This is a genomic window from Corynebacterium casei LMG S-19264 (assembly GCF_000550785.1).
In the GTDB taxonomy this organism is placed as follows: Bacteria; Actinomycetota; Actinomycetes; order Mycobacteriales; family Mycobacteriaceae; genus Corynebacterium; species Corynebacterium casei.
The window spans coordinates 1,712,309-1,732,716 of sequence record NZ_CP004350.1; the positions used below are offsets into that span (position 1 = coordinate 1,712,309).

Annotated in this window: 16 protein-coding genes and 1 tRNA gene; 7 read left to right on the plus strand and 10 right to left on the minus strand. The window is 56.6% G+C overall.

Annotation, left to right across the window (positions count from 1 at the left end; translation table 11 throughout):
- The first annotated feature begins 91 nt into the window (after positions 1–91).
- The 3 genes from CCASEI_RS07860 (at position 92) to CCASEI_RS07870 (ending at position 4,489) form a co-directional block, all read left to right on the plus strand.
- On the plus strand, positions 92–1,069 hold the full coding sequence (locus CCASEI_RS07860) for a DoxX family protein (RefSeq protein ID WP_025387608.1): 978 nt from the start codon (positions 92–94) through the stop codon (positions 1,067–1,069).
- A gap of 88 nt (positions 1,070–1,157) precedes the next feature.
- A complete protein-coding gene (locus tag CCASEI_RS07865; protein WP_038574545.1) occupies positions 1,158–3,440 on the plus strand; it encodes a HelD family protein in 2,283 nt (760 codons plus the stop codon).
- A gap of 11 nt (positions 3,441–3,451) precedes the next feature.
- Positions 3,452–4,489 (plus strand): App1 family protein, encoded by a 1,038-nt coding sequence (locus CCASEI_RS07870; protein WP_025387610.1) that lies wholly within the window; start codon positions 3,452–3,454, stop codon positions 4,487–4,489.
- A 60-nt stretch (positions 4,490–4,549) separates the two neighbouring features.
- Here CCASEI_RS07870 and CCASEI_RS07875 read toward each other — a convergent pair whose 3' ends face one another.
- From CCASEI_RS07875 to rpsA, 7 genes are all read right to left on the minus strand, one after another.
- Positions 4,550–4,990 (minus strand): universal stress protein, encoded by a 441-nt coding sequence (locus CCASEI_RS07875; protein WP_025387611.1) that lies wholly within the window; start codon positions 4,988–4,990, stop codon positions 4,550–4,552.
- Positions 4,991–5,043: 53 nt separating this feature from the next.
- Positions 5,044–5,493 (minus strand): universal stress protein, encoded by a 450-nt coding sequence (locus CCASEI_RS07880; protein WP_025387612.1) that lies wholly within the window; start codon positions 5,491–5,493, stop codon positions 5,044–5,046.
- 56 nt (positions 5,494–5,549) lie between these two features.
- Entirely contained in the window at positions 5,550–7,637 is a 2,088-nt protein-coding gene (gene uvrB, locus CCASEI_RS07885; protein ID WP_025387613.1) for an excinuclease ABC subunit UvrB, read from the minus strand.
- Positions 7,638–7,655: 18 nt separating this feature from the next.
- Positions 7,656–8,255: a dephospho-CoA kinase gene (gene coaE, locus CCASEI_RS07890; RefSeq protein WP_025387614.1), complete on the minus strand. Its 600-nt coding sequence runs from the start codon at positions 8,253–8,255 to the stop codon at positions 7,656–7,658.
- On the minus strand, positions 8,252–9,073 hold the full coding sequence (locus tag CCASEI_RS07895; protein ID WP_025387615.1) for a PRD domain-containing protein: 822 nt from the start codon (positions 9,071–9,073) through the stop codon (positions 8,252–8,254). Before CCASEI_RS07895 ends, coaE begins: the two co-directional genes overlap by 4 nt.
- 11 nt (positions 9,074–9,084) lie before the next feature.
- Positions 9,085–11,055 carry a glucose PTS transporter subunit IIA gene (locus CCASEI_RS07900; RefSeq protein WP_025387616.1) on the minus strand — a complete coding sequence of 657 codons (1,971 nt, stop codon included), beginning with the start codon at positions 11,053–11,055 and terminating at the stop codon, positions 9,085–9,087.
- 419 nt (positions 11,056–11,474) lie between these two features.
- Positions 11,475–12,944 carry a 30S ribosomal protein S1 gene (rpsA, locus tag CCASEI_RS07905; protein ID WP_006823071.1) on the minus strand — a complete coding sequence of 490 codons (1,470 nt, stop codon included), beginning with the start codon at positions 12,942–12,944 and terminating at the stop codon, positions 11,475–11,477.
- A gap of 204 nt (positions 12,945–13,148) precedes the next feature.
- Here rpsA and CCASEI_RS07910 point away from each other — a divergent pair, with 204 nt between their 5' ends.
- Positions 13,149–13,622 (plus strand): RDD family protein, encoded by a 474-nt coding sequence (locus CCASEI_RS07910; protein ID WP_025387617.1) that lies wholly within the window; start codon positions 13,149–13,151, stop codon positions 13,620–13,622.
- Positions 13,623–13,702: 80 nt separating this feature from the next.
- A complete protein-coding gene (locus tag CCASEI_RS07915) occupies positions 13,703–14,851 on the plus strand; it encodes a hypothetical protein (RefSeq protein ID WP_025387618.1) in 1,149 nt (382 codons plus the stop codon).
- Here CCASEI_RS07915 and polA read toward each other — a convergent pair.
- Entirely contained in the window at positions 14,848–17,442 is a 2,595-nt protein-coding gene (polA, locus tag CCASEI_RS07920) for a DNA polymerase I (RefSeq protein ID WP_025387619.1), read from the minus strand. The genes CCASEI_RS07915 and polA overlap by 4 nt on opposite strands.
- 100 nt (positions 17,443–17,542) lie before the next feature.
- Here polA and CCASEI_RS07925 point away from each other — a divergent pair.
- Positions 17,543–17,616, plus strand: a tRNA-Leu gene (locus CCASEI_RS07925).
- A gap of 197 nt (positions 17,617–17,813) precedes the next feature.
- On the opposite strand, the gene CCASEI_RS07930 is transcribed toward CCASEI_RS07925, so the two are convergent.
- Together CCASEI_RS07930 and CCASEI_RS07935 are read right to left on the minus strand one after the other, a co-directional pair.
- On the minus strand, positions 17,814–18,623 hold the full coding sequence (locus CCASEI_RS07930) for a siderophore-interacting protein (RefSeq protein ID WP_006823075.1): 810 nt from the start codon (positions 18,621–18,623) through the stop codon (positions 17,814–17,816).
- A gap of 89 nt (positions 18,624–18,712) precedes the next feature.
- Positions 18,713–19,915 carry an amidohydrolase gene (locus CCASEI_RS07935; RefSeq protein WP_025387620.1) on the minus strand — a complete coding sequence of 401 codons (1,203 nt, stop codon included), beginning with the start codon at positions 19,913–19,915 and terminating at the stop codon, positions 18,713–18,715.
- Positions 19,916–20,006: 91 nt separating this feature from the next.
- Here CCASEI_RS07935 and CCASEI_RS07940 point away from each other — a divergent pair, with 91 nt between their 5' ends.
- Entirely contained in the window at positions 20,007–20,360 is a 354-nt protein-coding gene (locus CCASEI_RS07940) for a hypothetical protein (RefSeq protein ID WP_006823077.1), read from the plus strand.
- Positions 20,361–20,408: the final 48 nt, after the last annotated feature.

The following is a 20,408-nucleotide window of genomic DNA, read 5'->3' on the forward strand; positions in this document are numbered from 1 at the left end:
AACATAAAATTTCAGTCATCTGTGCTGACAAAATGCGTACACTGGTTGACTAGAAAAGTTTGCGAACTTTATTTGAAGGAGCTAAAAACAAATGCTACGTAAAATCGCCCGTCCAATGCTCGCGTCCTTCTTTGTCTGGGATGGCGTTGACACTCTGCGCAACACCGACCAGCACATTGCGGAAACCGAAAACATGTTGGAGCGCCTGCGCAAGGTGCTGCCACGCGAGTACGCCGGCTACATTCCAAGTGATCCTGAGCTGGTAGCGCGCGCACTTGCTGGTGCACGCGTCGGCGCAGGTTCCCTGTTTGCCATTGGCAAGGCTCCTCGCACCTCCGCTGCTGTTTTGGCTGGCACCAGCCTGCCAGCACTGGTTGGCGCGAATGCTTTCTGGTCTGCGGACTCTGAGAAGGAAAAGACCGAGGGCCGCAATGCGCTGATCACCAACACCGCATTGCTGGGCGCACTCTTTATCACCACCCAGGACCGTGAGGGCAAGCCATCTTTGACCTGGCGCGCACAGAAGGCTGGTGAGCGCACCAGCAAGAAGGTACAGGCTGCGCTGCCAACCAAGTCTGAAACCCAGAAGCTGACCGGCAAGGCCACCGACTGGTTTGAGGACACCTCCGACCGTGTGACTTCTTATGTGGATGACCACAAGGATGAGTGGCAGGACACCGGCAAGGACTTGCTCAACACTGCTAAGTCTCATGTCGATGAGGCACGCTCCTACGTTGATGACAACAAGGATGATTGGCAGGATGCCGGCAAGGGCCTGATCGCTAACGTGCGTGACTCCGCTAAGGATTACACCGAGACCGCACGCGGCTTTGTCAATGACAACGCTGGTGACTGGTTGGCTACCGCGGAAGATAACGCAAAGACCGCCCGCAAGGCAGTGGTTAAGAACGCTTCCAAGGCACAGAAGAAGGCCGACAAGGCTTTGACCAAGGCTGAGAAGTCTTCCGGTGGTTCCGCCAAGAAGTGGAACAAGAAGGCGAACAAGTTCCAGAAGGAAGCTGACAAGAAGATTGCTAAGGCAATCAAGAAGGTTGGCAAGAACATCTAGTTCGTCACACGCTCTACCCACAACGGCCCAGCTTTTTGTATGCTGGGCCGTTGTTCTATTTTTTACTCATCACCATCCAAGGAAGTTGATGCCCTCCGTGACCTCGCCGTCAACACCTAACCCCTCCTCCCCTAATTCTCCAGTTCAGACAGAGAAAGCTTCCGCAATTGCAGCGGAGCAAACCTATGTCGACATGCTCTTTGACCGCTTGGACAAGGAAGTCGCGGACGCCAACCAGCGCCTGAACGAAGTCCAAGCAGACGTTGACCCCGCTAACCCCGACTCAGACGCCTTGGTTCGCCGTGAGACCGAGTACCACTTGCTCCAGGGCAAACTGGACCGCCTCAACCTGGCGCAGCTCGGCCTCGTCTTCGGCCGCATCGACGTTGATGCCCCAGGTGATAATCCCACCGCAGATGGTTTGGACCGCCGCTATATCGGCCGCATGGGCTTGGATGCCCGCGAAGATGACTACCGCACCTTGCTGTTGGACTGGCGTGCACCAATGGCGCGGCCCTTCTACTTGGCCACTACTGCGCAGCCAGAGGATGTTGCGGTGCGTCGCCATATTCGCACCAAGGGACGCACGGTCACTGATATCACCGATGAGGTGCTAGCCCGCGAGCTCGCAGCCGCAGCGGTTGATGTTGATAATGACGCGAGCATCACCAGCGAATCAGCGCTGCACCAAGCGATGGAACGCGCGCGTACCACACACATGAGTTCCATCGTGGAGACCATTCAGCGTGAGCAGGATGAGATCATTCGTGATGAGCGCCGTGGAGTCATGGTGGTTGACGGCGGCCCGGGTACGGGTAAGACGGCGGTGGCGCTGCATCGAATAGCATATTTGCTCTACAACCACCGCGAACGCTTGGCATCGACCGGCGTGCTCATCCTGGGTCCTAACTCAACTTTCTTGGACTATATTTCCCGCGTTCTGCCTGAACTCGGTGAAACCGGCGTGGTGCTGTCTACCATTTCGGAGCTTTTCCCCGGTGTTACGGCAACGTTGCAGGACTCTTTGCTCACGCGTGAAATCAAGGGCTCGGATGCCATGGTGGGTATCTTGGGCGAGGCCCTGCGCGCGTACCAGGTTGTGCCGGAAGATCCGGTCTCCATCAAGGTAGAGCAGCTTTATCTGACTGCCACTCCGGATATGGTCAAGGCGGCACGCACTCGTGCGCGGCGTTCGCACAAGCCGCATAATGATGCCCGCGGCGCGTTCATTGAGCATTTCGTGCAGTCTCTCGCGGAGCAGATGGCTAACAAGATTGGTGCGGATCCGTTGGGCGGCAAGAACTTGCTCTCGCGTGCCGATGTCGACCAGCTCTTTGATGATCTTTCAGAGACCCCCGCGGTGCAAGAGCTTATCGATGCCTTCTGGCCGACGCTCTCCCCACAATCCGTCCTGGCGGAGTTGCTGGGTTCTGAGGATGCCATTGCTCATGCGGCTTATGCCTATGACGATGAGACCCGTGAGGCGCTATTCCGTCCGACGCAGTTCGATGGCATTGAAGCCTGGTCGGCCGCGGATGTGGCTCTGCTGGATGAGCTAGCGGTGCTCATCGGCATGCCCGATGTGGAGGCCCAGGAAGAAGCCGAGCGTGCAGCGTGGAAAGAGCAAGTCTCTGATGCGGAAGACGCGCTGGATATCCTGTCTTCTTCGATGTCAACGGATAATGATGACGACATGTTTGAGGCCGAGATTCTCTCCGCGCATGACGTGATTGACGCCGAAGCACTTGCTCGCCGCCAACAGACCTTGGACCATCGCTCCACCGCTGAGCGTGCCGCCGCCGACTACACCTGGGCCTATGGCCATGTGGTCATCGATGAGGCCCAAGAGCTCACCCCGATGGAGTGGCGCATGGTCTTTCGCCGCACCCCTTCGCGCTGGATGACGGTGGTCGGCGATACTAGTCAGACCAGCTCCCCCGCCGGCGTTGATGCTTGGGAAGACACCCTCGGTGAATTCGTGGGCGATCGCTTCCGCATTCACCATCTCACGGTCAATTACCGCACGCCACAGCCCATTGCGGACTTGGCGTACAAGGTGCGCAAAAGCGTGGACGATTCCGCACAGCAGACCGAGTCAATCCGCGACGGTGAACCAGTCCGCTTCCTTGAGTACTCCGACAAGCCGCTTAAGGCCGGCATTTTCACCGATGACAACGGCCGCCTCAACGCGGTCATTGACGTCAACAACGTCGAGGAAGTCAAAGGCCTTGAGTTCGACCACGTGACTGTCATCAACCCCGTGGACATCATCGAACGCAGCCCACTGGGCATCAACGACCTCTACGTCGCACTGACCCGCGCAACGCAAACCTTGACCATTATCGGTGAGTGGCCCGAGGAATTCCACTAGAATTGGCAACCATGGCTTTCAGTGACATCGTCCGCAAAACAGAGCAAACCATCAATAAGACTGCAGTGAAGTTCGCATCTAAGCGTGGTTGGGTGCCTGCTATTAGTGGGTACACCGGATATGGTTCGAAAAATAGCATCCGCATCTTTGGACGCGTGCTGGCGGTGGATCCGGAAAGCCCTTCGGCGAAGCAGCCGGGTGCACATCCCGATGATCGTCCGGAGCAGCGTGGGTGGCGGCAGTTTCTCACCGTGCAGCTAACGGATTTCCCGTTCACGGTCACAATCGGTGACAAGGAAGTCCACGCGCAGACGGACGCGAATGGCTACATTGACATCAGCATGGACAACCCAGGCTTGGAGCCAGGATGGCACACTGCCAAGATTTCAATTCAAGGCGCACAGGATGCCACCGCTGATGTCATGGTGGCGGATTCTGACCGCCCGGTGGGCATCATCAGCGATATTGATGACACCATCTTGGTCACCTGGCTGCCGCGCGCGATGGTCGCGGCGTGGAATTCGTGGGTCAAGCGCACGAACACGCGCATGCCTGTCGATGGCATGGCGGCCTTCTTCCGCCGCATCCAAGAAGCGCATCCAGAAGCCCCGGTCTTCTACCTCTCCACCGGCGCGTGGAATACCTACCGAACGCTGAACCGGTTTGTGCGCCAGCACGGCTTTCCGCGCGGGCCAATGCTGCTGACTGACTGGGGACCAACCGATACTGGGCTGTTTCGCAGCGGCATGGAGCACAAGAAGGTGCAGCTGCGAAACCTGATCATTGACTACCCAAACATGACTTGGATTCTGGTTGGCGATGATGGCCAGCATGATCCGCTGATCTTCTCAGAGGTGGTCAAAGAGCACCCGACGCAGATCAAGATGGTCGCCGTGCGCACCCTGACCCCGCGTGAGCATGTGCTCTCCCACGGCACCGTGGCACCCTTGGCGGAAGTGGCGAAAAGCGCGCGGGCGGCCGTGCCGTTTATCCACGGCGAAAGCGGGCATGAGCTGATCGAGGAATTCGATAAACACCCGAATAACTAAAAACGAAATACGCCGCTAAGTGAGTACTTTCCACTTAGCGGCGTATTTATTTGTGAAGTCTTAGTTCACGGTGTGCACAATCATGACATCACAGTCAGACTGACGTGCAACATCTGCAGGAACCGAGCCCAGTAGGCGGCCGGTTAGCGAGTTGATGCCGCGGTTACCAACAACCAGCAGGTCAGCGTTGTTATCGTTAACAATCGCCATCAGTGCCTGCACTGGGGTGCCAGCGCGCACAGCGGTTTCAACCTTGGTCACGCCGAGCTTCTCTGCGTGAGCCTTGCCCGCAGCAAGGTTTTCAGCAGCAATGTCATCACCCAAGATGGTGACAGACTCCTGGCGCAGGGTCTTGGATGCTTCTTCCTTGTTCTCGTAATAAGCGCAGCCGATAATCAGCGTGGCATCAAATGCCGCCGCGATGAGTGCTGCACGCTCTACTGCCAGAAGGGACGACTTGGATCCGTCGGTACCCACAACGATGGTGTCATATTCGCTCATGTTGACCTTTCGCACGCGATAATTTGTTGATATCAGTCTAACAATAGAATTAATTAATTGCGCTCAGACGTGGTGTTTACCACGACAACGTCTGCCTGTGCCTTACGCGTTAGTTCCGTTGCCACGGAGCCGAAAACACGGCCACGCACGGAGTTCATGCCGCGGTTGCCGACAACGAACATGTCCACGCTGTAGTCCTTTTCCACTTCCAGCATCGCCTTGACTGGGTCGCCGGACTTGCCAATGACCTCTATTGCCTTCGCGCCTTCCTTTTGTGCGATGGCCGCTGCATCATCCAGGTAGGACTGTGCATCAGCGCGGTCGATGACTGGGACGCTTTCAGAGTCAGGTGCACCAAGCATTGCGCCAGGCTGGTTGTAGAAAGCAGAAATAATGATCAGCTTGGCCTCATACGCGCGCGCCATGCTGGCAGCGGCGCGGACTGCGCGCAGGGAGGTTGGAGAACCGTCAGTACCTACAGCGATGGTGTCATAAGTAAGCATTTAAATTCACTTTCTTGGTCGAGATCGGAAATTTACCTATTGAATTTATTATTGCACTAAATTCCCGCGTCTTTGAGTCCTCTGCGTTCTTTCTTTAGATCAGCAATCTCGTCGCGCAGACGCCCTGCCAATTCGAATTTCAGCTCACGCGCGGCGGCAGCCATCTGCTTCGACAGATCATCAATCAGCTTTTGCACCTCATCCGCCGCCATCATGGACACGTCGGGCTTGTCCACAATAGATGCCGGATCGGACTCGCCGTCACCCTCATTCTCATAGACCTGGTCCAGAATGTCCGCGATCTTTTTGCGCAAAGGCTGTGGGTCAATGCCCATTTCCTTGTTGTACGCAATCTGCTTTTCGCGACGCCGCTCGGTCTCATCAATCGCGCGTTCCATGGACTCCGTGACTTTGTCGGCGTACATGATGACTTCACCGGAGACGTTACGAGCCGCACGACCAATGGTCTGAATCAACGAGGTGGTTGAGCGCAGGAAGCCCTCTTTGTCCGCGTCCAGGATGGCCACGAGCGATACCTCGGGAAGGTCAAGGCCCTCACGCAGCAGGTTAATACCGACGAGCACGTCATATTCGCCCAAGCGCAGCTGGCGCAGCAGCTCGATGCGCTGCAGCGTATCAATATCTGAGTGCAAATAGCGCACGCGGATGCCGTGCTCCAGCAGATAATCCGTCAGGTCCTCAGCCATGCGCTTGGTCAAGGTGGTGACCAGCACACGCTCGTTTTTCTTCGTGCGCTCGCGGACCTCATCAATGAGATCATCAATCTGGCCCTTGGTCGGCTTGACCGTGACCTGTGGATCCACCAGGCCGGTCGGGCGAATGACCTGCTCCACGTACTCACCACCAGCAGCAGCCACTTCATAATTGCCCGGGGTCGCCGACAGATAGACGGTCTGGCCCACGCGCTGCTCAAACTCATCGAAGGTCAACGGGCGGTTATCCACTGCTGAAGGCAGGCGGAAGCCGAATTCCACCAGGTTGCGCTTGCGCGACATATCGCCTTCGAACATGCCGCCAATCTGCGGCACGGTCACGTGTGACTCGTCGATGATGGTGAGAAAGTCTTCCGGGAAATAATCCATCAACGTCGCCGGCGCGGTACCGGGACCGCGGTCGTCCATGTGGCGCGAATAGTTCTCAATGCCGGAGCAGAATCCGACCTGCTCAATCATCTCTAGATCATATTCGGTGCGCATGCGCAGGCGTTGCGCCTCGAGCAGCTTGCCGCGGTTTTCCAAGTCAGCTAGGCGCTCAGCAAGTTCTTCCTTGATCGCCTGCACGGCTTTTTCCATGCGCTCCGGTCCCGCCACGTAGTGCGTTGCCGGGAAGATTCGCAGCTCGTCGACTTTTTCAATCATGTCGCCGGTCACCGGGTGGATGTAATACAGAGCATCAATATCATCACCGAAGAACTCAATGCGCACGGCGCGTTCCTCATAGGCCGGGATAATATCCACGATGTCACCGTTGACGCGGAAAGTACCACGGGTAAAGCCCACATCATTGCGCTCATACTGGATGTCCACCAACAGGCGTAGCAGCTGGTCGCGCTCTACTTCATCATCAATATGCAGCAGCACCGAGCGGTCCAGATAAGACTGCGGCGTACCCAGACCATAAATACAGGACACGGAGCTGACCACCACGACATCGCGGCGTGACAGCAGCGCGGAGGTCGCCGAGTGGCGCAGACGCTCCACGTCCTCATTAATCGAGGAGTCTTTTTCAATATAGGTATCAGTCTGCGCGATGTACGCTTCCGGCTGGTAGTAGTCGTAATAAGACACGAAATACTCCACCGCGTTATTCGGCAGCAGCTGCTTGAGTTCGTTGGCAAGCTGCGCCGCCAGAGTCTTATTCGGAGCCATCACCAGCGTTGGACGCTGTTGCTTTTCGATGAGCCACGCTGCCGTCGCCGACTTACCCGTACCGGTAGCACCCATCAGCACCACATCACGGTCGCCCTCATTGAGACGGCGGTCTAACTCCGCGATAGCCGTTGGCTGGTCGCCGGCAGGTTGATACTCAGAAACTACCTCGAACGCCCGACCGGTGCGTTCAATTTCGCCGACCGGGCGGTGCTCGGACTGAGAATATATCGGGTGTTCTCCTGCAAAAGCCATAACGGCTATTCTACGCTGCTAGGCAAGCCAGGGCGCATCCGAGATCAGTTGGTCCACCTGTGGTTTGAGGTTGTCAATCGCAGCATTGTTATCAATCACAGAATCCGCTGCTGCCAGGCGCAATCCATCCGGAATTTGCGCCTTGACGCGACGCTGAGCGTCTTCTTCATCCAGCCCGCGGTATTCCACCAAGCGGCGGATGCGCTCTTCAGCCGCAACATCAACAACGATGACCCAATCCATCGCGCGATCCAGACCATTGTCTACCAACAGCGGCATGTCATAGATGACGGCTTCAACATCTTTTTCGCGGTATGCATCGAAAAGCTCTTGCGTGCGCTGTTGAATACGCGGATGGGTGATCGCGTTGAGCTTGTCGGTGGTCTCACGATCCACAAACGCGCGCTGCGCCAGCAGCTGGCGGTTTAACTCTCCCGATGGCTCTAAGATGTCCGCGCCGAAAACATCGGCAAGCTCTTGCAATGCCGGTTGGCCTGCGGCGACGACTTCACGTGCGATGACATCGGCATCGATAAGAGGAAAGCCCTCTTCCACAAAAAGCTGTGCGACCGTGGACTTGCCGCTACCGATACCGCCTGTTAAACCGATGATTTTCAATGCTTTCCCTCAAGTCGTGCAACGTGCAGCGCAAGGTATGAAATCTCATCATCTGTGAGCGGATCATCCATGCGCAGCTCGATGATATTGGCCAGAATCTTCGCGCACTCACTCGCGCGCGGGTACGCCTCCACGATAGCGCGGCCAATCGCCGAATGTTCCGCACTTAGCTGTTTATTTTGCTGCATGCGCACGAAAAGATACCGCAAATGGGTAATAAACCTGGCCACGGTGACTTCTTCGGAATCTAGCTCTTTACCCAAAAATTCACCGATTATGGCGATCAACTGCTGGATAAGACCTGTCATGCGGTAGGTCTGCGACAAGTCCCCTGACGCGAAGCCCGCGTTGACCAAATGCAGCGCCAAAGCGATGGCCTCCTCATCTGGCAACGGCGTTTCCAGCTCAGCGTTGACAAGCGCCAAGACCTGGGTGCTGCGGCGATAGTCCTCCGGGTACAAATGCTCCACCTCAGCGCGCAACGGGTAGCTGATGTGGTGGCCTGCCCGGGTGCGCTTGACTGCGGACTGGATGTGGTCTGCCAACGCCACGACCAGCGTGAGCTCTGCATCCACTCCAACCTTGTCTAGTGCTGCAACCACCTTGTCAATGTAGTCCGGGCTCAGCGCCGCCAGCATGATGGCCAGGTGGTCTGGGTCGCGGCCCAACGAAGGCGTAAACACCTGCGCCACGCGCGCGGGTTCAATGTCATCACCGTGGTGAGCTTTGAACCCCAAGCCGCGCCCGGTCACAATAACCTCGTCGTTCCCGCGACGTGCGAGAACGACGTTGTTATTAAATACTCGAAGGATTTGCATCGATAACTAGGTTAGCGTTTTACGCTGACCACTGCCTCGCCTGCCTTGACTGCACCTTCCGCAGTGCCGGCAACCTCAGCCATTGCCTTGGTGTTGGTCACGGTCATGACCACGGTGGAGTCATAACCTGCTTCCTTGATCTTGTCCAAGTCAACCTCGGCCAAAGCGGTACCGATTTCGACACGGTCGCCCTTGGCAACCTGTGGCTCGAAGCCTTCACCCTTCATGCGAACGGTGTTGATGCCGACGTGGACAAGAACCTCTACCCCATCATCGGTCTTGATACCGAATGCGTGGCCAGTCTTGGTCACCGTCGCGATGGTGCCCGCGACTGGGCTGAGGATGTGGCCGTTGATAGGAACAATGCCCACGCCCTGACCTAAGGTTCCGCCAGCGAAGACCTTGTCATCAATATCTTCAAGCTTGACAGCCATGCCGTCTACCGGGGAAACCAGGTCAGCGGTTGGTGCTACTTCTTCCTTTTCTTCAGCCGGAATGATGCCAGCTGCTGCTGCGCGCTCACGGGAAATTTCCTTTTCTTCTGCCGTGCGGTAGTCGGTGAAGTAAATCAGCGCGAATGCTACTACGAATGCGACGGCCACCGCGATGGTGTAGGTCAACATTGGGGAGAAGACCGGGATGGTGAGCAAGGAAGTAAATACGAATGCGTTGGTGGTGACGCCGCCGGACGCGGTGCCCAGGATGGCGATGGTGAGACCACCTGCGAAACAACCGACCAGCATGCGCGGGTAGATGCGCTTAAAGCGCAGGTGAATACCGTAGAGCGAAGGCTCCGAAATACCACCGAAGAGACCAGCCGCCAGAGCAGAACCGGAAGTCTGACGCATTTCTGGGTCTTTCTCACGCATCGAGATAGCCAGAACAGCTGCAGTGGCACCGAAACAAGCGAAGTTCCATGCGCCCATTGGGCCCTGGATGAAGTCATAGCCCAAGGCCTCAATGTTGACCAGCATCAAAGCGTTCAGTGGCCAGTGCAGACCCAGTGGAACCAAGAATGGGTAGAGCATTGGAATCAGGATTGCGAAGACGAATGGTGCGTTGCCGTTCATCCATGCCAGACCTTCACCGATGATGCCGCCGAGCCACACTCCGAATGGGCCGATGAGAACTGCGGTGACTGGGATGGCCACAACCAGGGTGAGGAACGGTACGAAGACCATGTGCACTGCCGAAGGAATGATCTTCTGGAAGCCCTTGTATACGGCCGCTGCGACCAGTGCCATCATCAATGGAACGAAGACGTTTCCGCCATAATCAGGCAGGATAACGTTGATACCCAGCAAAGTAATGGAACAGGATTCCGTGCCCAGTGTTTCATCAACAACACACTGCGCGATCGGGTTTTCCTTCAAGTTCAGGAACTCTGGAGTAAACAGCGCCAGCATGACTGCCGCCGGAACCCACGGGTCAATGCGGAGTTTATTACCCGCGTTGTACGCCACCATCACTGGCAGGAAGTAGAACACCGAGCGCCACATGGCGTCGATGAAGAACCAGATTGCTGCCTTATCTTCCGAACGGGTATCCACCACGCCGAAAGCTTCCATCACCGCGGTAAACGCAATGATCAAGGAAGCGCCAAGCAGCACGCCCAGAATTGGGCGGAAGGAGTCAGATAGATACTCAAACGCGGTGTCCAGCCACGGCATCTTGCCCTTGGACTTCGCACGGTTAGCGGCCTTGATGTCAGCGTCGGTCTTTTTGACACCAGGCAGCTGAATCATTTCGTTGTACACGCTGGCAACATCGCCACCGATAACAACCTGATAGTTGCGGCCGCCCTGTGGGACAGCGCCCATGACCTTCGGGATCGCATCCAGCGTATCCTTATCGGCCTTTGAAACATCCGCCAGCTCAAAGCGCAGACGCGTCGCGCAGTGAGTAAAGGATGTGATGTTCTCCGCACCACCGATGCCTGCGAGGATTTCCTCCGCAGCGGTGCGCATCTCAGTCTTTGACATGAGATGTACCTTCTTTCCGTCTCGGTAAAACACGAAAAGACCTGAGCAGCAATTCACAATAGAAAAGCCACTCAGGTCTTGCCTCCATTACGAGTAACAACCCTGTGGGTGTTGTAGGTTACATCCTAAGCAGAATGTGCCAATAAAATCAACTACTATTCAACGTTTAACTGATTCTTAGGCTTTCTCCAGCTTCCCGCAGCAACCAGAAGCAAGCCCACAGCAATCCAACACAGAAGCACAGTAACGGGCATAGCCACGGCGTTTTCAACGCAATAGCGCACAAGAAAGCACAATTCTCCGTGACGTCATCGGCAGATGGGCCTCTAACCCCGAAAGTGGTCAATCCGAGCAAAACTATAAAAGAACGCGCCCACCGCAATGAAGCGGGGGGCGCGTTGCTTAGTTAGCGGTGAGAATTAGTTCTCGCCACCAGCAAGCTTCTCGCGCAGAGCAGCGAGCTGCTCATCAGATGCGAGGGAACCTGCGGACTCAGCCGGTGCCTCAGATGCCGGAGCTGCATCGTTGGACTCGGAAGAGTAGTTGGAGGAAGCTGCCTCGGTCTCAGCTGCTTCTGCAGCAGCCGCACGGTGGCGCTCGATCTGAGCGGTGTGCAGCTGGAAGCGACGCTCGGACTCAGCGTAGCGTGCCTCCCAAGCCTGACGCTGCTCGTCGAAGCCTTCCTTCCACTCGTTGGTATCTGCGTCGAAGCCCTCTGGGAAGACGTAGTTACCCTGCTCGTCGTAAGAGTCAGCCATGCCGTACTTGGATGGATCGAACTCTTCGGTGTAATCCTCGTCTGCCTGCTTAACAGACAGGGAGATACGACGACGCTCGAGGTCGATGTCAATAACCTTGACCATTACCTCTTCGCCGACACCAACAACCTGGTCTGGAACCTCAACGTGGCGCTGTGCCAACTCGGAGATGTGAACCAGGCCCTCGATGCCTTCTTCGACGCGAACGAACGCACCGAATGGAACCAGCTTGGTGACCTTGCCTGGCACGATCTGGCCCACAGCGTGGGTACGTGCGAATACGCGCCATGGATCTTCCTGAGTTGCCTTCAGGGAGAGGGATACGCGCTCGCGGTCCAGATCGACGTCCAGAACCTCAACGGTTACTTCGTCGCCAACGGTCACAACCTCAGATGGGTGGTCGATGTGCTTCCAGGACAGCTCGGAAACGTGCACCAGGCCGTCTACGCCGCCCAAGTCGACGAATGCGCCGAAGTTGACGATGGAAGAGACAACGCCCTTGCGGACCTGGCCCTTCTGCAGCTGGTGCAGGAACTCAGAGCGAACCTCAGACTGGGTCTGCTCAAGGAATGCACGGCGGGACAGAACAACGTTGTTACGCTGCTTGTCGAGCTCGATGATCTTTGCTTCCAGCTCCTGGCCAATGTATGGCTCCAGGTCGCGGACGCGACGCATTTCAACGAGGGATGCTGGCAAGAAGCCGCGCAGGCCGATATCCAGGATGAGGCCGCCCTTGACAACCTCGATAACGGTACCGGTAACTGGCTCTTCCTTCGCCTGCAGCTCTTCGATGGCGCCCCAAGCACGCTCGTACTGAGCACGCTTCTTGGAGAGGATCAGACGACCTTCTTTGTCTTCCTTGGTCAGAACCAAAGCGTCGACCTGATCGCCGACCTCGACAACCTCATCTGGGTCGACGTCGTGCTTGATGGACAGCTCGCGGGACGGAATGACACCTTCGGTCTTGTATCCGATGTCGAGCAATACCTCGTCGTGGTCAACCTTAACCACGGTACCTTCGACGATGTCACCATCGTTGAAGTACTTGATGGTTGCGTCGACTGCTGCGAGGAAGTCCTCAGCGGTACCGATATCGTTAATCGCTACCTGAGGGGTGTTAGAAGTGGGCATATTAAAGTGTGCTCCGAATTGTTAGGAGATAGAAAATGGACAGAAACGCATCTCTTGTACTCGTTGTATCAATCTCACCGCGCCAACGAAGTCAACCCTCCTATACTGATTGAAACCGCTCGCAGGCATAGACACGCCTCATTAATACTACATCCTTGCTGCAAGCAGTGCAATCCTTGACACGAGCCATGTAACGTATTTTTCATGCGCTACCGCTTGTCTGTTCTTGTTCGCCGCGCCATCGGCTTTTGGATCGACGGTTTTGCCGTCGGTGCAGTCATCCTCATCATCCAGTGGCTCATCAACTTAACTGCCGATGCTCCCCTGGTCGGCCACGCCGCGACCTTGTACCAGATTTACGCATTTTCGCTGTGCTTCTTCATCTACCGCACCGTGGTGGAGGGCCGATGGAATACCTCCTTGGGCAAATGGTCTTTGAATCTGGACATCATCTCCATTACCCCGGGTTATAAAACCGCCGCGATTCGCAACAGTTGGGTGCTGCTGACCATCCTCGCCGCCTTTGGTATTCATTATGTTGAGCCCACCATCGTGGTGATACTCGGCCTATCCATCTTCGGTTTCGCCCAACATCCCTTTGATTACTTCGCTAAGACCATGGTGCAGAAGAAATTACACAGCCTATCTGTCCAGGTAGACGAAGTTTCAGAAAAATAGCAAAAAAGTTATCCACAGATTTTATCGTCACTTTGCAGTTGCCCTTGTTGGTTCCGCACGCTGTTCCTAGTCTATGAAACATGACATCGACCAACGTTTACACCGCATACCAGGCAGCCCGCAACAGCGGCTGGGACCTGGTGGCGGGCTTTAAAGATCGCGTTGGCACCACGCACCCAGAAGTTGTTGCGCGCGAGGACAACCTCAGCCAGGCCGAAGTAAACCTTTTGCTGCGAGTGCACAAGCGCATTAAGCCGCGTCAGAAAGTTGCATCCGAGCTCGGCCTGTCCTTCGACCACCTGAAAATTGTTTCAGTCGCCGTAGGCAAAGTTAATCAGAGTCTCAATAACCCGGGCCAGGTTTTGGAAGTAATGCTGCGCGCCTGTGCGAATAACACGGTCGCGGATGCCGCCGTGCACCTGAAAACCATCCTGAGCAAGTGCAACCGCCCAGACAAGCCTTCCCGCGTCAATCGCGTGAATTTCGCGAAAGAAGCCAACGAGAACGGGATGATTCATATCCAAGGCGTTCTACGCGAGCACGATGCCCGCGAAATCCAGGCACTGGCGCAGGGCTACATTGCGAGCAGCAAGAAGAAATATCCGCACCTGCAGTATGACCAGCTGTTCGCGAACTGGATGATGAAAACCCTCAAGTCCGGTGGCAGCGAGGGCGAGCAGAAGTATCAGCCGATGATCATCATTACCGGTGACCCAAATGTGGACTATGCCCGTGGGCACGTCAACACGCTATCCGGAGGTTCCATCCCGATTGAAGAAGCCGTGAACCTCGCACTCGCGGATACCGGCTATGTGGCGCACACCAGCGTCAAAGATGGCCGTGCGCAGCTCAACTTCATTCACCCGATTATTCGCACTCGTTTCTCCGCTGGCGAGCACCGCCTGGGAGTCATGCTCGAGACCTTGACTTGCACGCGCTGCGGGCGCCCCGCGATCACGTGCCAAGCGCACCACATCGACGCTTATGCCTATGTGCGCAAGAAAGAGCACAGCTGGGATGACCTCGCCAACGCATGTGCCCCGCATAATGCGGCTAACGATGACAATCCCAATGCACCGCCGAAAAATGGCCGCATCATCCGGGATGAAAACGGATGGCCGGGCTATCAACCTCGCCCTGGCGATCCGATTTTCTATAATCCGCGGCCGATATTTTATGAAGGCTGGCGCGGCACTGCCCACGACATGGCTAATAACCAGAAGGGCTAGTGCGCGGCAGCATCCCAGTTGTCGCCGGTTCCGGCAGAGACCTCGAGTGGGACGCGCAAGCTAATCGATGCATCCATCTCCCTCTCCACAATCTCCTGCACCTGGTCGAGCTCACCAGGAGCAATTTCGACGACCAATTCGTCATGCACCTGCAACAGCACGCGGGACTTGAATCCCTTGAGGGCTTTGTCGACGCGAATCATCGCGACTTTGATGATGTCCGCGGCGGTGCCCTGGATTGGGGCGTTGAGTGCTGCGCGCTCGGCGTTCTCACGTGCCAGCCGATTGTCAGAAATCAGTTCCGGCAGGTAGCGGCGACGTCCAAAGACCGTTGCGGTGTAGCCATCCTTGCGGGCTTGCTCAACCACGTCCGCCAGGTACTTCTTCACGCCGCCGAAGCGGTCGAAGTAGGCATCCATGGTTTTCTTCGCCTCGCCGGCAGGAATGGACAGCTGCTGAGACAGACCAAACGCCGATAGACCGTAGACCAGACCGTAGGACATGGCCTTGACGCGGCGGCGTAGTTCGGACGTCACTTGATCGACTGGCACGTCGAAGACGCGGGAGCCGACGTAGTTGTGCAGGTCCTCGCCTTCCTTGTACGCCTCAATCAAACCTGGGTCTTGGGACAGGTGCGCCATCACGCGCATCTCAATCTGCGAATAGTCCGCCGTCAGCAAGGTTTCATAGCCTTCGCCGACGATAAACGCCGAACGAATCGTGCGGCCAGATTCCGTGCGCACTGGGATATTCTGCAGATTCGGATCCGTCGAGGATAGACGTCCCGTGGAGGCCACAGTCTGGTTGAAGGTCGTGTGGATGCGGCCATCAGGCTGCACGGTCTTAATCAAGCCTTCGAGCGTGGTCTTGAGCTTCTGGTACTCACGATGCGCCAGCAGATGATCCAAGAAAGGGTGCGGGTGATTGATAGCCAGCTGCTCAATTTCTTTCGCCGCCGTGGAGTAACCAGTCTTGGTCTTCTTCGTCTTCGGCAAATCAAGGGTCTCAAACAGGACTGTTTGCAGCTGCTTCGGGGAGTTTAGGTTCAGCTTCTCATCTCCAGCCAGTTCACGCGCAGCTTTTTCTTGCGCTGCGACCTGGTCCGCGAAGACCTCCTGCTGAGTTTCCAAGATGTCCACGTCAACCGCAATGCCCACGGCTTCCATCTTGGCCAAGATGGACACCAGTGGGATTTCAAGTTCCACATAGAGCTGGTAGGAATCAATCTCCTGCAGCGCCTTGGTTAACTCCACGGTGAGTTCTATAATCGCTGCTGCGGAGTCGATTCCGCCGGTGTCATCAAGCAAAGACAACTGCTCGCTGGAGGAATCCAGCGTCTTACGCAGGTGGCGCTGATAGACATCGGTGAGCTCATAGGTTCGCTGTCCAGGACGCTGCAGGTAGGCCGCAAGCGCGGTATCGTGCGCGATGCCACCCAAGCTGATGCCACGACCCTGAAGCATGTGGTACGCCGCTTTGGCTTCGTGCAGGAACTTTTCTGCATCCGATTCCAGCCACGCTGCCAGCGCCTTATCGTCCTCCGGGGAAAGCTCGGCGAGTTCAACGTGGATGCCTTCAAAGGCGGAATCCACAAGCGAAATACTCGTCGCATCACCCTGACCCGGACGACCATCACCGGTGATGAACACGGCCACGCCATTCTTCCCGTCAAGCCACTTGGCTAGACTCTCCTCACTAACAGTCACTTTGACGTCACTATCAGACTCCGGCACTACGCCCGCGATATTCGGGAAAGCATCCACCACGCGCTCGCGGAGGTTGACGCCGAATTCGAGTTCATCGAAAAGCTCTGCAATCGTGGCTGCCTCCACGGGCTTGAAAGCCAAGTCTTGCGGACCGACTTCTAAGTCCATGTCGGTGATCATCTGCGTCAAGGTGCGGTTCAGGCGCACCTGCTCAATACGCTCACGCAGGTTCTCACCCACCACGCCCTTAATGGCATCCGCATTGTCCAGCAGGTTGTCCAGATCGTTGTACTGCAAAATCCACTTCAACGCGGTTTTCTCACCCACCTTCGGCACGCCCGGCAGGTTATCTGAGCTATCACCGCGCAGCGCCGCATAATCCGGGTACTGCTCAGGGGTCAGCCCGTACTTCTCCTCCACTGCGGCCGGGGTAAAGCGGTGCAGCTTGGATACGCCCTGCATGGGATAGAGCACGGTGGTGGAGTCATTGACCAACTGCAGATAATCGCGGTCACCGGTGACAATCAAGGTGTCAAAGCCAGCCATGTCACTGGCCTGGGTGGCCAAAGTTGCCAGAATGTCATCGGCCTCGAAGTTCTCCCGCGACAAGGTGGTAATACCCGCCTTGTCCAGGATGTCGCGAATGATGGTCACCTGGCCTTTAAACTCTTCCGGCGCCGATTCACGCTGCGCCTTGTATTCCGGGAACATGTCCGTGCGGAAAGTCTTGCGGCCCACGTCGAAGGCAACGGCGATGGAGTCTGGCTTTTCCTCGCCTACCAGCGAAGCCATCATGGACATGAAGCCATACACAGCATTGGTGTGCTGCCCGCCCGAGGTTGAGAACTTATCTACCGGCAGGGCGTAGAAGGCGCGAAAGGCCATGGAATGGCCGTCAATGAGAAGTAGCTTTGAAGTCACGTCTACCAGTGTAGGCATGGTGATTTTAATTTTGCGAACTACTTACGCTACTATCTCTTTGTGCGCCCCTGTAGCCCAATTGGCAGAGGCAACGGATTCAAAACCCGTCCAGTGTGAGTTCGAGTCTCACCAGGGGCACAACTTCGACACCCCGCTTATCAGTTCTTTTACTGGTGGCGGGGTGTTGTGCATTCCCCAAGACATAAGGAAACCAGCTATCCCACCCTGGAGGACTTGTCGCCGGTAACTGTTTCAGTTCTAAGCCGCGTAAATGAAGGATTTCAATCTCGACTTTTCATGGGCTTGGAAATTGAACATCTCTTCAGAAGCTGGATTTAGATGTCTATGTCGAAGTCATCGATTTCGAGGGAGCCGTCGCCGGCTGCGATTGCAGTGAGGCGTGCGATGTCGATGGCGGTGTTTGTGGTGCCGCGTTTCCAGTAGCCGAAGACTTGCATGTTTTCGGGCGTGATGCCGAGGTCGTGTTTGCAGCGGCGGCGGATTTCGCGGATATCGTCGCGTTCGCTGGAGGCCCAGACACTCGCGGTAGCGGGAACGTCGAGAGCGGCGAAGGCTTCAGACAGTGTTGTGTCTACGCGCTGCAGTTCCACGTTGCGGCCGGTGAGTTCTGCTTGGACGATGGCGAATTCATCGGCTGGCACGGCGGCGATGAGGTGGGTTGGGCCGTCGAAGTTCATGGTGCGCAGTATGCGTGCGGCAGCGGGTAGCGCGGAGGAGTCGGCGAGCAGAATGCGCGAGGGGGCATCGGTGGGCACGCGGGGTGGGCGCGGGCCGACAATGGCTATCTCATCGCCGATGGCAAGAGAGTTCAGCCATCGCATGGCGGCAGAGCTTTCACCCTGTTTGACTATGTCCACCTCAATCAACCGGCGGTCCACGTCGACTTCAGCGAGCGTGTAAACCCGCGAGGTCGCAGTTGGCGCGCACGGGATGCCGGCAAATTCCACGGGCTGCTCCCCCAGCGAGATACGGATGGTGGGATTAGGCAGCGCCCAGGCGGCAAAGTCATTATCACCGGAGACCGTGCCAGCGACGCGCACTAGATCCTCGGTGCGTTGTTCAATCCCGGTGATGGTCCAGCAGCGGTCATCAATCCCCTGCTTATGTTGTGGACTGTTGAGCACCCCGATGAGTTGTTCCGGATTTATACTGTTCCCCTTTGCAAGTTATGGCAAGCCTTACCTTAATGAATTGCCTCGGGGAACGCAGCAGTCTATTTGCTCACATACGCGCCGATGGCAGCGACGCAGGCGCGTACGCCGGTGACAAGGGTGGGGTCTTCGACAGGCAGAAAGCGCGGCGAGTGGTTCTTGGCGGGGTTGTCATCGCCAGCAGCGGCACCGCCGAAGAACCAGAACATGCTGGGCACGTCGATGGCTTCAGCGAGGTGGCCAAAGTCCTCAGAGCCCATGAGCGGTGGGGTTTCGATGACGTTGGCATCGCCAAGCTCTGCGCGAAGTGCTGCGGCAACCTTGGCGCCCTCTTCGGCGTCGTTTTTGAGCTGCGGGAAGGTGTACATCTCTTCGATGTCTGGCTGGGGCGCGCCGGAAGCTTCGGCCTCGGCGTTGACAATGCGGGTAATCGAGGCCAGCACGTGCTCGCGCACATCCGGGGTCAGGGTGCGGATGTTGAGCTTGAGCTCCGCGCGGTCTGGGATGATGTTCTCCTTCAGCCCGGCATTGAAAGTGCCCACGGTGACCACGGCGGAGTCGAGCGGCGCGATTTCGCGGCCAACAATCGTCTGCAGGCGGGTAACAATGTGTGCGCCGAGGACAATCGGGTCGATCGAGTCTTGCGGCTGGGAGCCGTGGGATTGCTCGCCATAGAGGGCGATCTTCAGCGAATCGGCCGCAGCCATTGCCGCGTTGAGCGTGTAGTTGATGGTGCCGGATTCAAATGGGAACACGTGCTGGCCCATCACGATGTCCGGCTTGGGAGCCTTGTCCCACAAGCCGTCATCGACCATGGCGCGGGAGCCTTCAGCGGTTTCTTCCGCCGGTTGGAAGATCCACACGATGGTGCCGGCCCAGGCGTCGGCTTGCTCATGGATAAGGCGCGCGGACGTCAATGCTGCGGTCACGTGCGAGTCGTGGCCACAGCCATGCATGACAGGCACGGTGGCACCGCCTAATTCGCCAGTGCTTTCCGATGCATACTCCACCCCCGTCGCCTCTTTAATCGGCAAAGCGTCCGTGTCAGCGCGAAAAGCCACCAAGGGCCCATCGCCGTACTTATCGATGGCCACCACACCAGTGCCGCCGCAGCGGAAATGCTCCAGGCCGATGTCATCGAGTTCCGCCTCAATGAATTCCTGGGTCTTGTGCTCCTGCATGGAAAGCTCAGGGTTTTGGTGCAAGTGACGGTAGGTTGCAATCATCTTGTCGGTTGCTACTTGGGACAAAGTCGAGTTCAACATGTGGCCCAAAGTACTCTTTCTTTCACATTGAATGGCGTGGTGCAGTACCCTAATGGAAGATAATTCCAACCATCTTTTCAGGAGATACACTATGCGCACCAAGCTCGCCGCCCTGATCACTGCAACCGCAGTCGCTGTCGCGCCAGTTTCGATCGCCAATGCCCAGGATATTTCATCCGAAATTAGCGACACTCTGGAGCAGTCCTCCGCAGAATCCTCTCAGGGCGCAGAAAGCTTGGAAGTCCCAACCTCCTCTGAAAATGGTGCCGGCACCTCTTCCCTGCCAACCTTCGGAATGGGTGACTCCCCTGAGCAGAACTTCCTCCTCGATGTTGTGATCTCACTCGGTGTCTGGGCTGTGCTCGGTTCCATCTACGGTGCAGTGATTGCGCCGAACCTGCCAACCGTGAACATTTATGACGTTTTGCCGTTCCTACGCGGCTAGGATTTTATGCGCATATACGTGTACGGTGAAGCGTTGATCTATACACGT

Bases quoted from the DNA above. Each gene is read 5' to 3' on its own strand.
- CCASEI_RS07880 (WP_025387612.1), bottom strand. From the start codon at position 5,493: ATGCTTACTTATGACACCATCGCTGTAGGTACTGACGGTTCTCCAACC.
- CCASEI_RS07865 (WP_038574545.1), top strand. From the start codon at position 1,158: ATGCCCTCCGTGACCTCGCCGTCAACACCTAACCCCTCCTCCCCTAAT.
- polA (WP_025387619.1), bottom strand. From the start codon at position 17,442: ATGGCCTTTCGCGCCTTCTACGCCCTGCCGGTAGATAAGTTCTCAACC.
- CCASEI_RS07910 (WP_025387617.1), top strand. From the start codon at position 13,149: ATGCGCTACCGCTTGTCTGTTCTTGTTCGCCGCGCCATCGGCTTTTGG.
- CCASEI_RS07875 (WP_025387611.1), bottom strand. From the start codon at position 4,990: ATGAGCGAATATGACACCATCGTTGTGGGTACCGACGGATCCAAGTCG.
- CCASEI_RS07900 (WP_025387616.1), bottom strand. From the start codon at position 11,055: ATGTCAAAGACTGAGATGCGCACCGCTGCGGAGGAAATCCTCGCAGGC.
- CCASEI_RS07860 (WP_025387608.1), top strand. From the start codon at position 92: ATGCTACGTAAAATCGCCCGTCCAATGCTCGCGTCCTTCTTTGTCTGG.
- CCASEI_RS07870 (WP_025387610.1), top strand. From the start codon at position 3,452: ATGGCTTTCAGTGACATCGTCCGCAAAACAGAGCAAACCATCAATAAG.
- CCASEI_RS07940 (WP_006823077.1), top strand. From the start codon at position 20,007: ATGCGCACCAAGCTCGCCGCCCTGATCACTGCAACCGCAGTCGCTGTC.
- rpsA (WP_006823071.1), bottom strand. From the start codon at position 12,944: ATGCCCACTTCTAACACCCCTCAGGTAGCGATTAACGATATCGGTACC.
- CCASEI_RS07935 (WP_025387620.1), bottom strand. From the start codon at position 19,915: ATGTTGAACTCGACTTTGTCCCAAGTAGCAACCGACAAGATGATTGCA.
- uvrB (WP_025387613.1), bottom strand. From the start codon at position 7,637: ATGGCTTTTGCAGGAGAACACCCGATATATTCTCAGTCCGAGCACCGC.
- CCASEI_RS07915 (WP_025387618.1), top strand. From the start codon at position 13,703: ATGACATCGACCAACGTTTACACCGCATACCAGGCAGCCCGCAACAGC.
- CCASEI_RS07895 (WP_025387615.1), bottom strand. From the start codon at position 9,073: ATGCAAATCCTTCGAGTATTTAATAACAACGTCGTTCTCGCACGTCGC.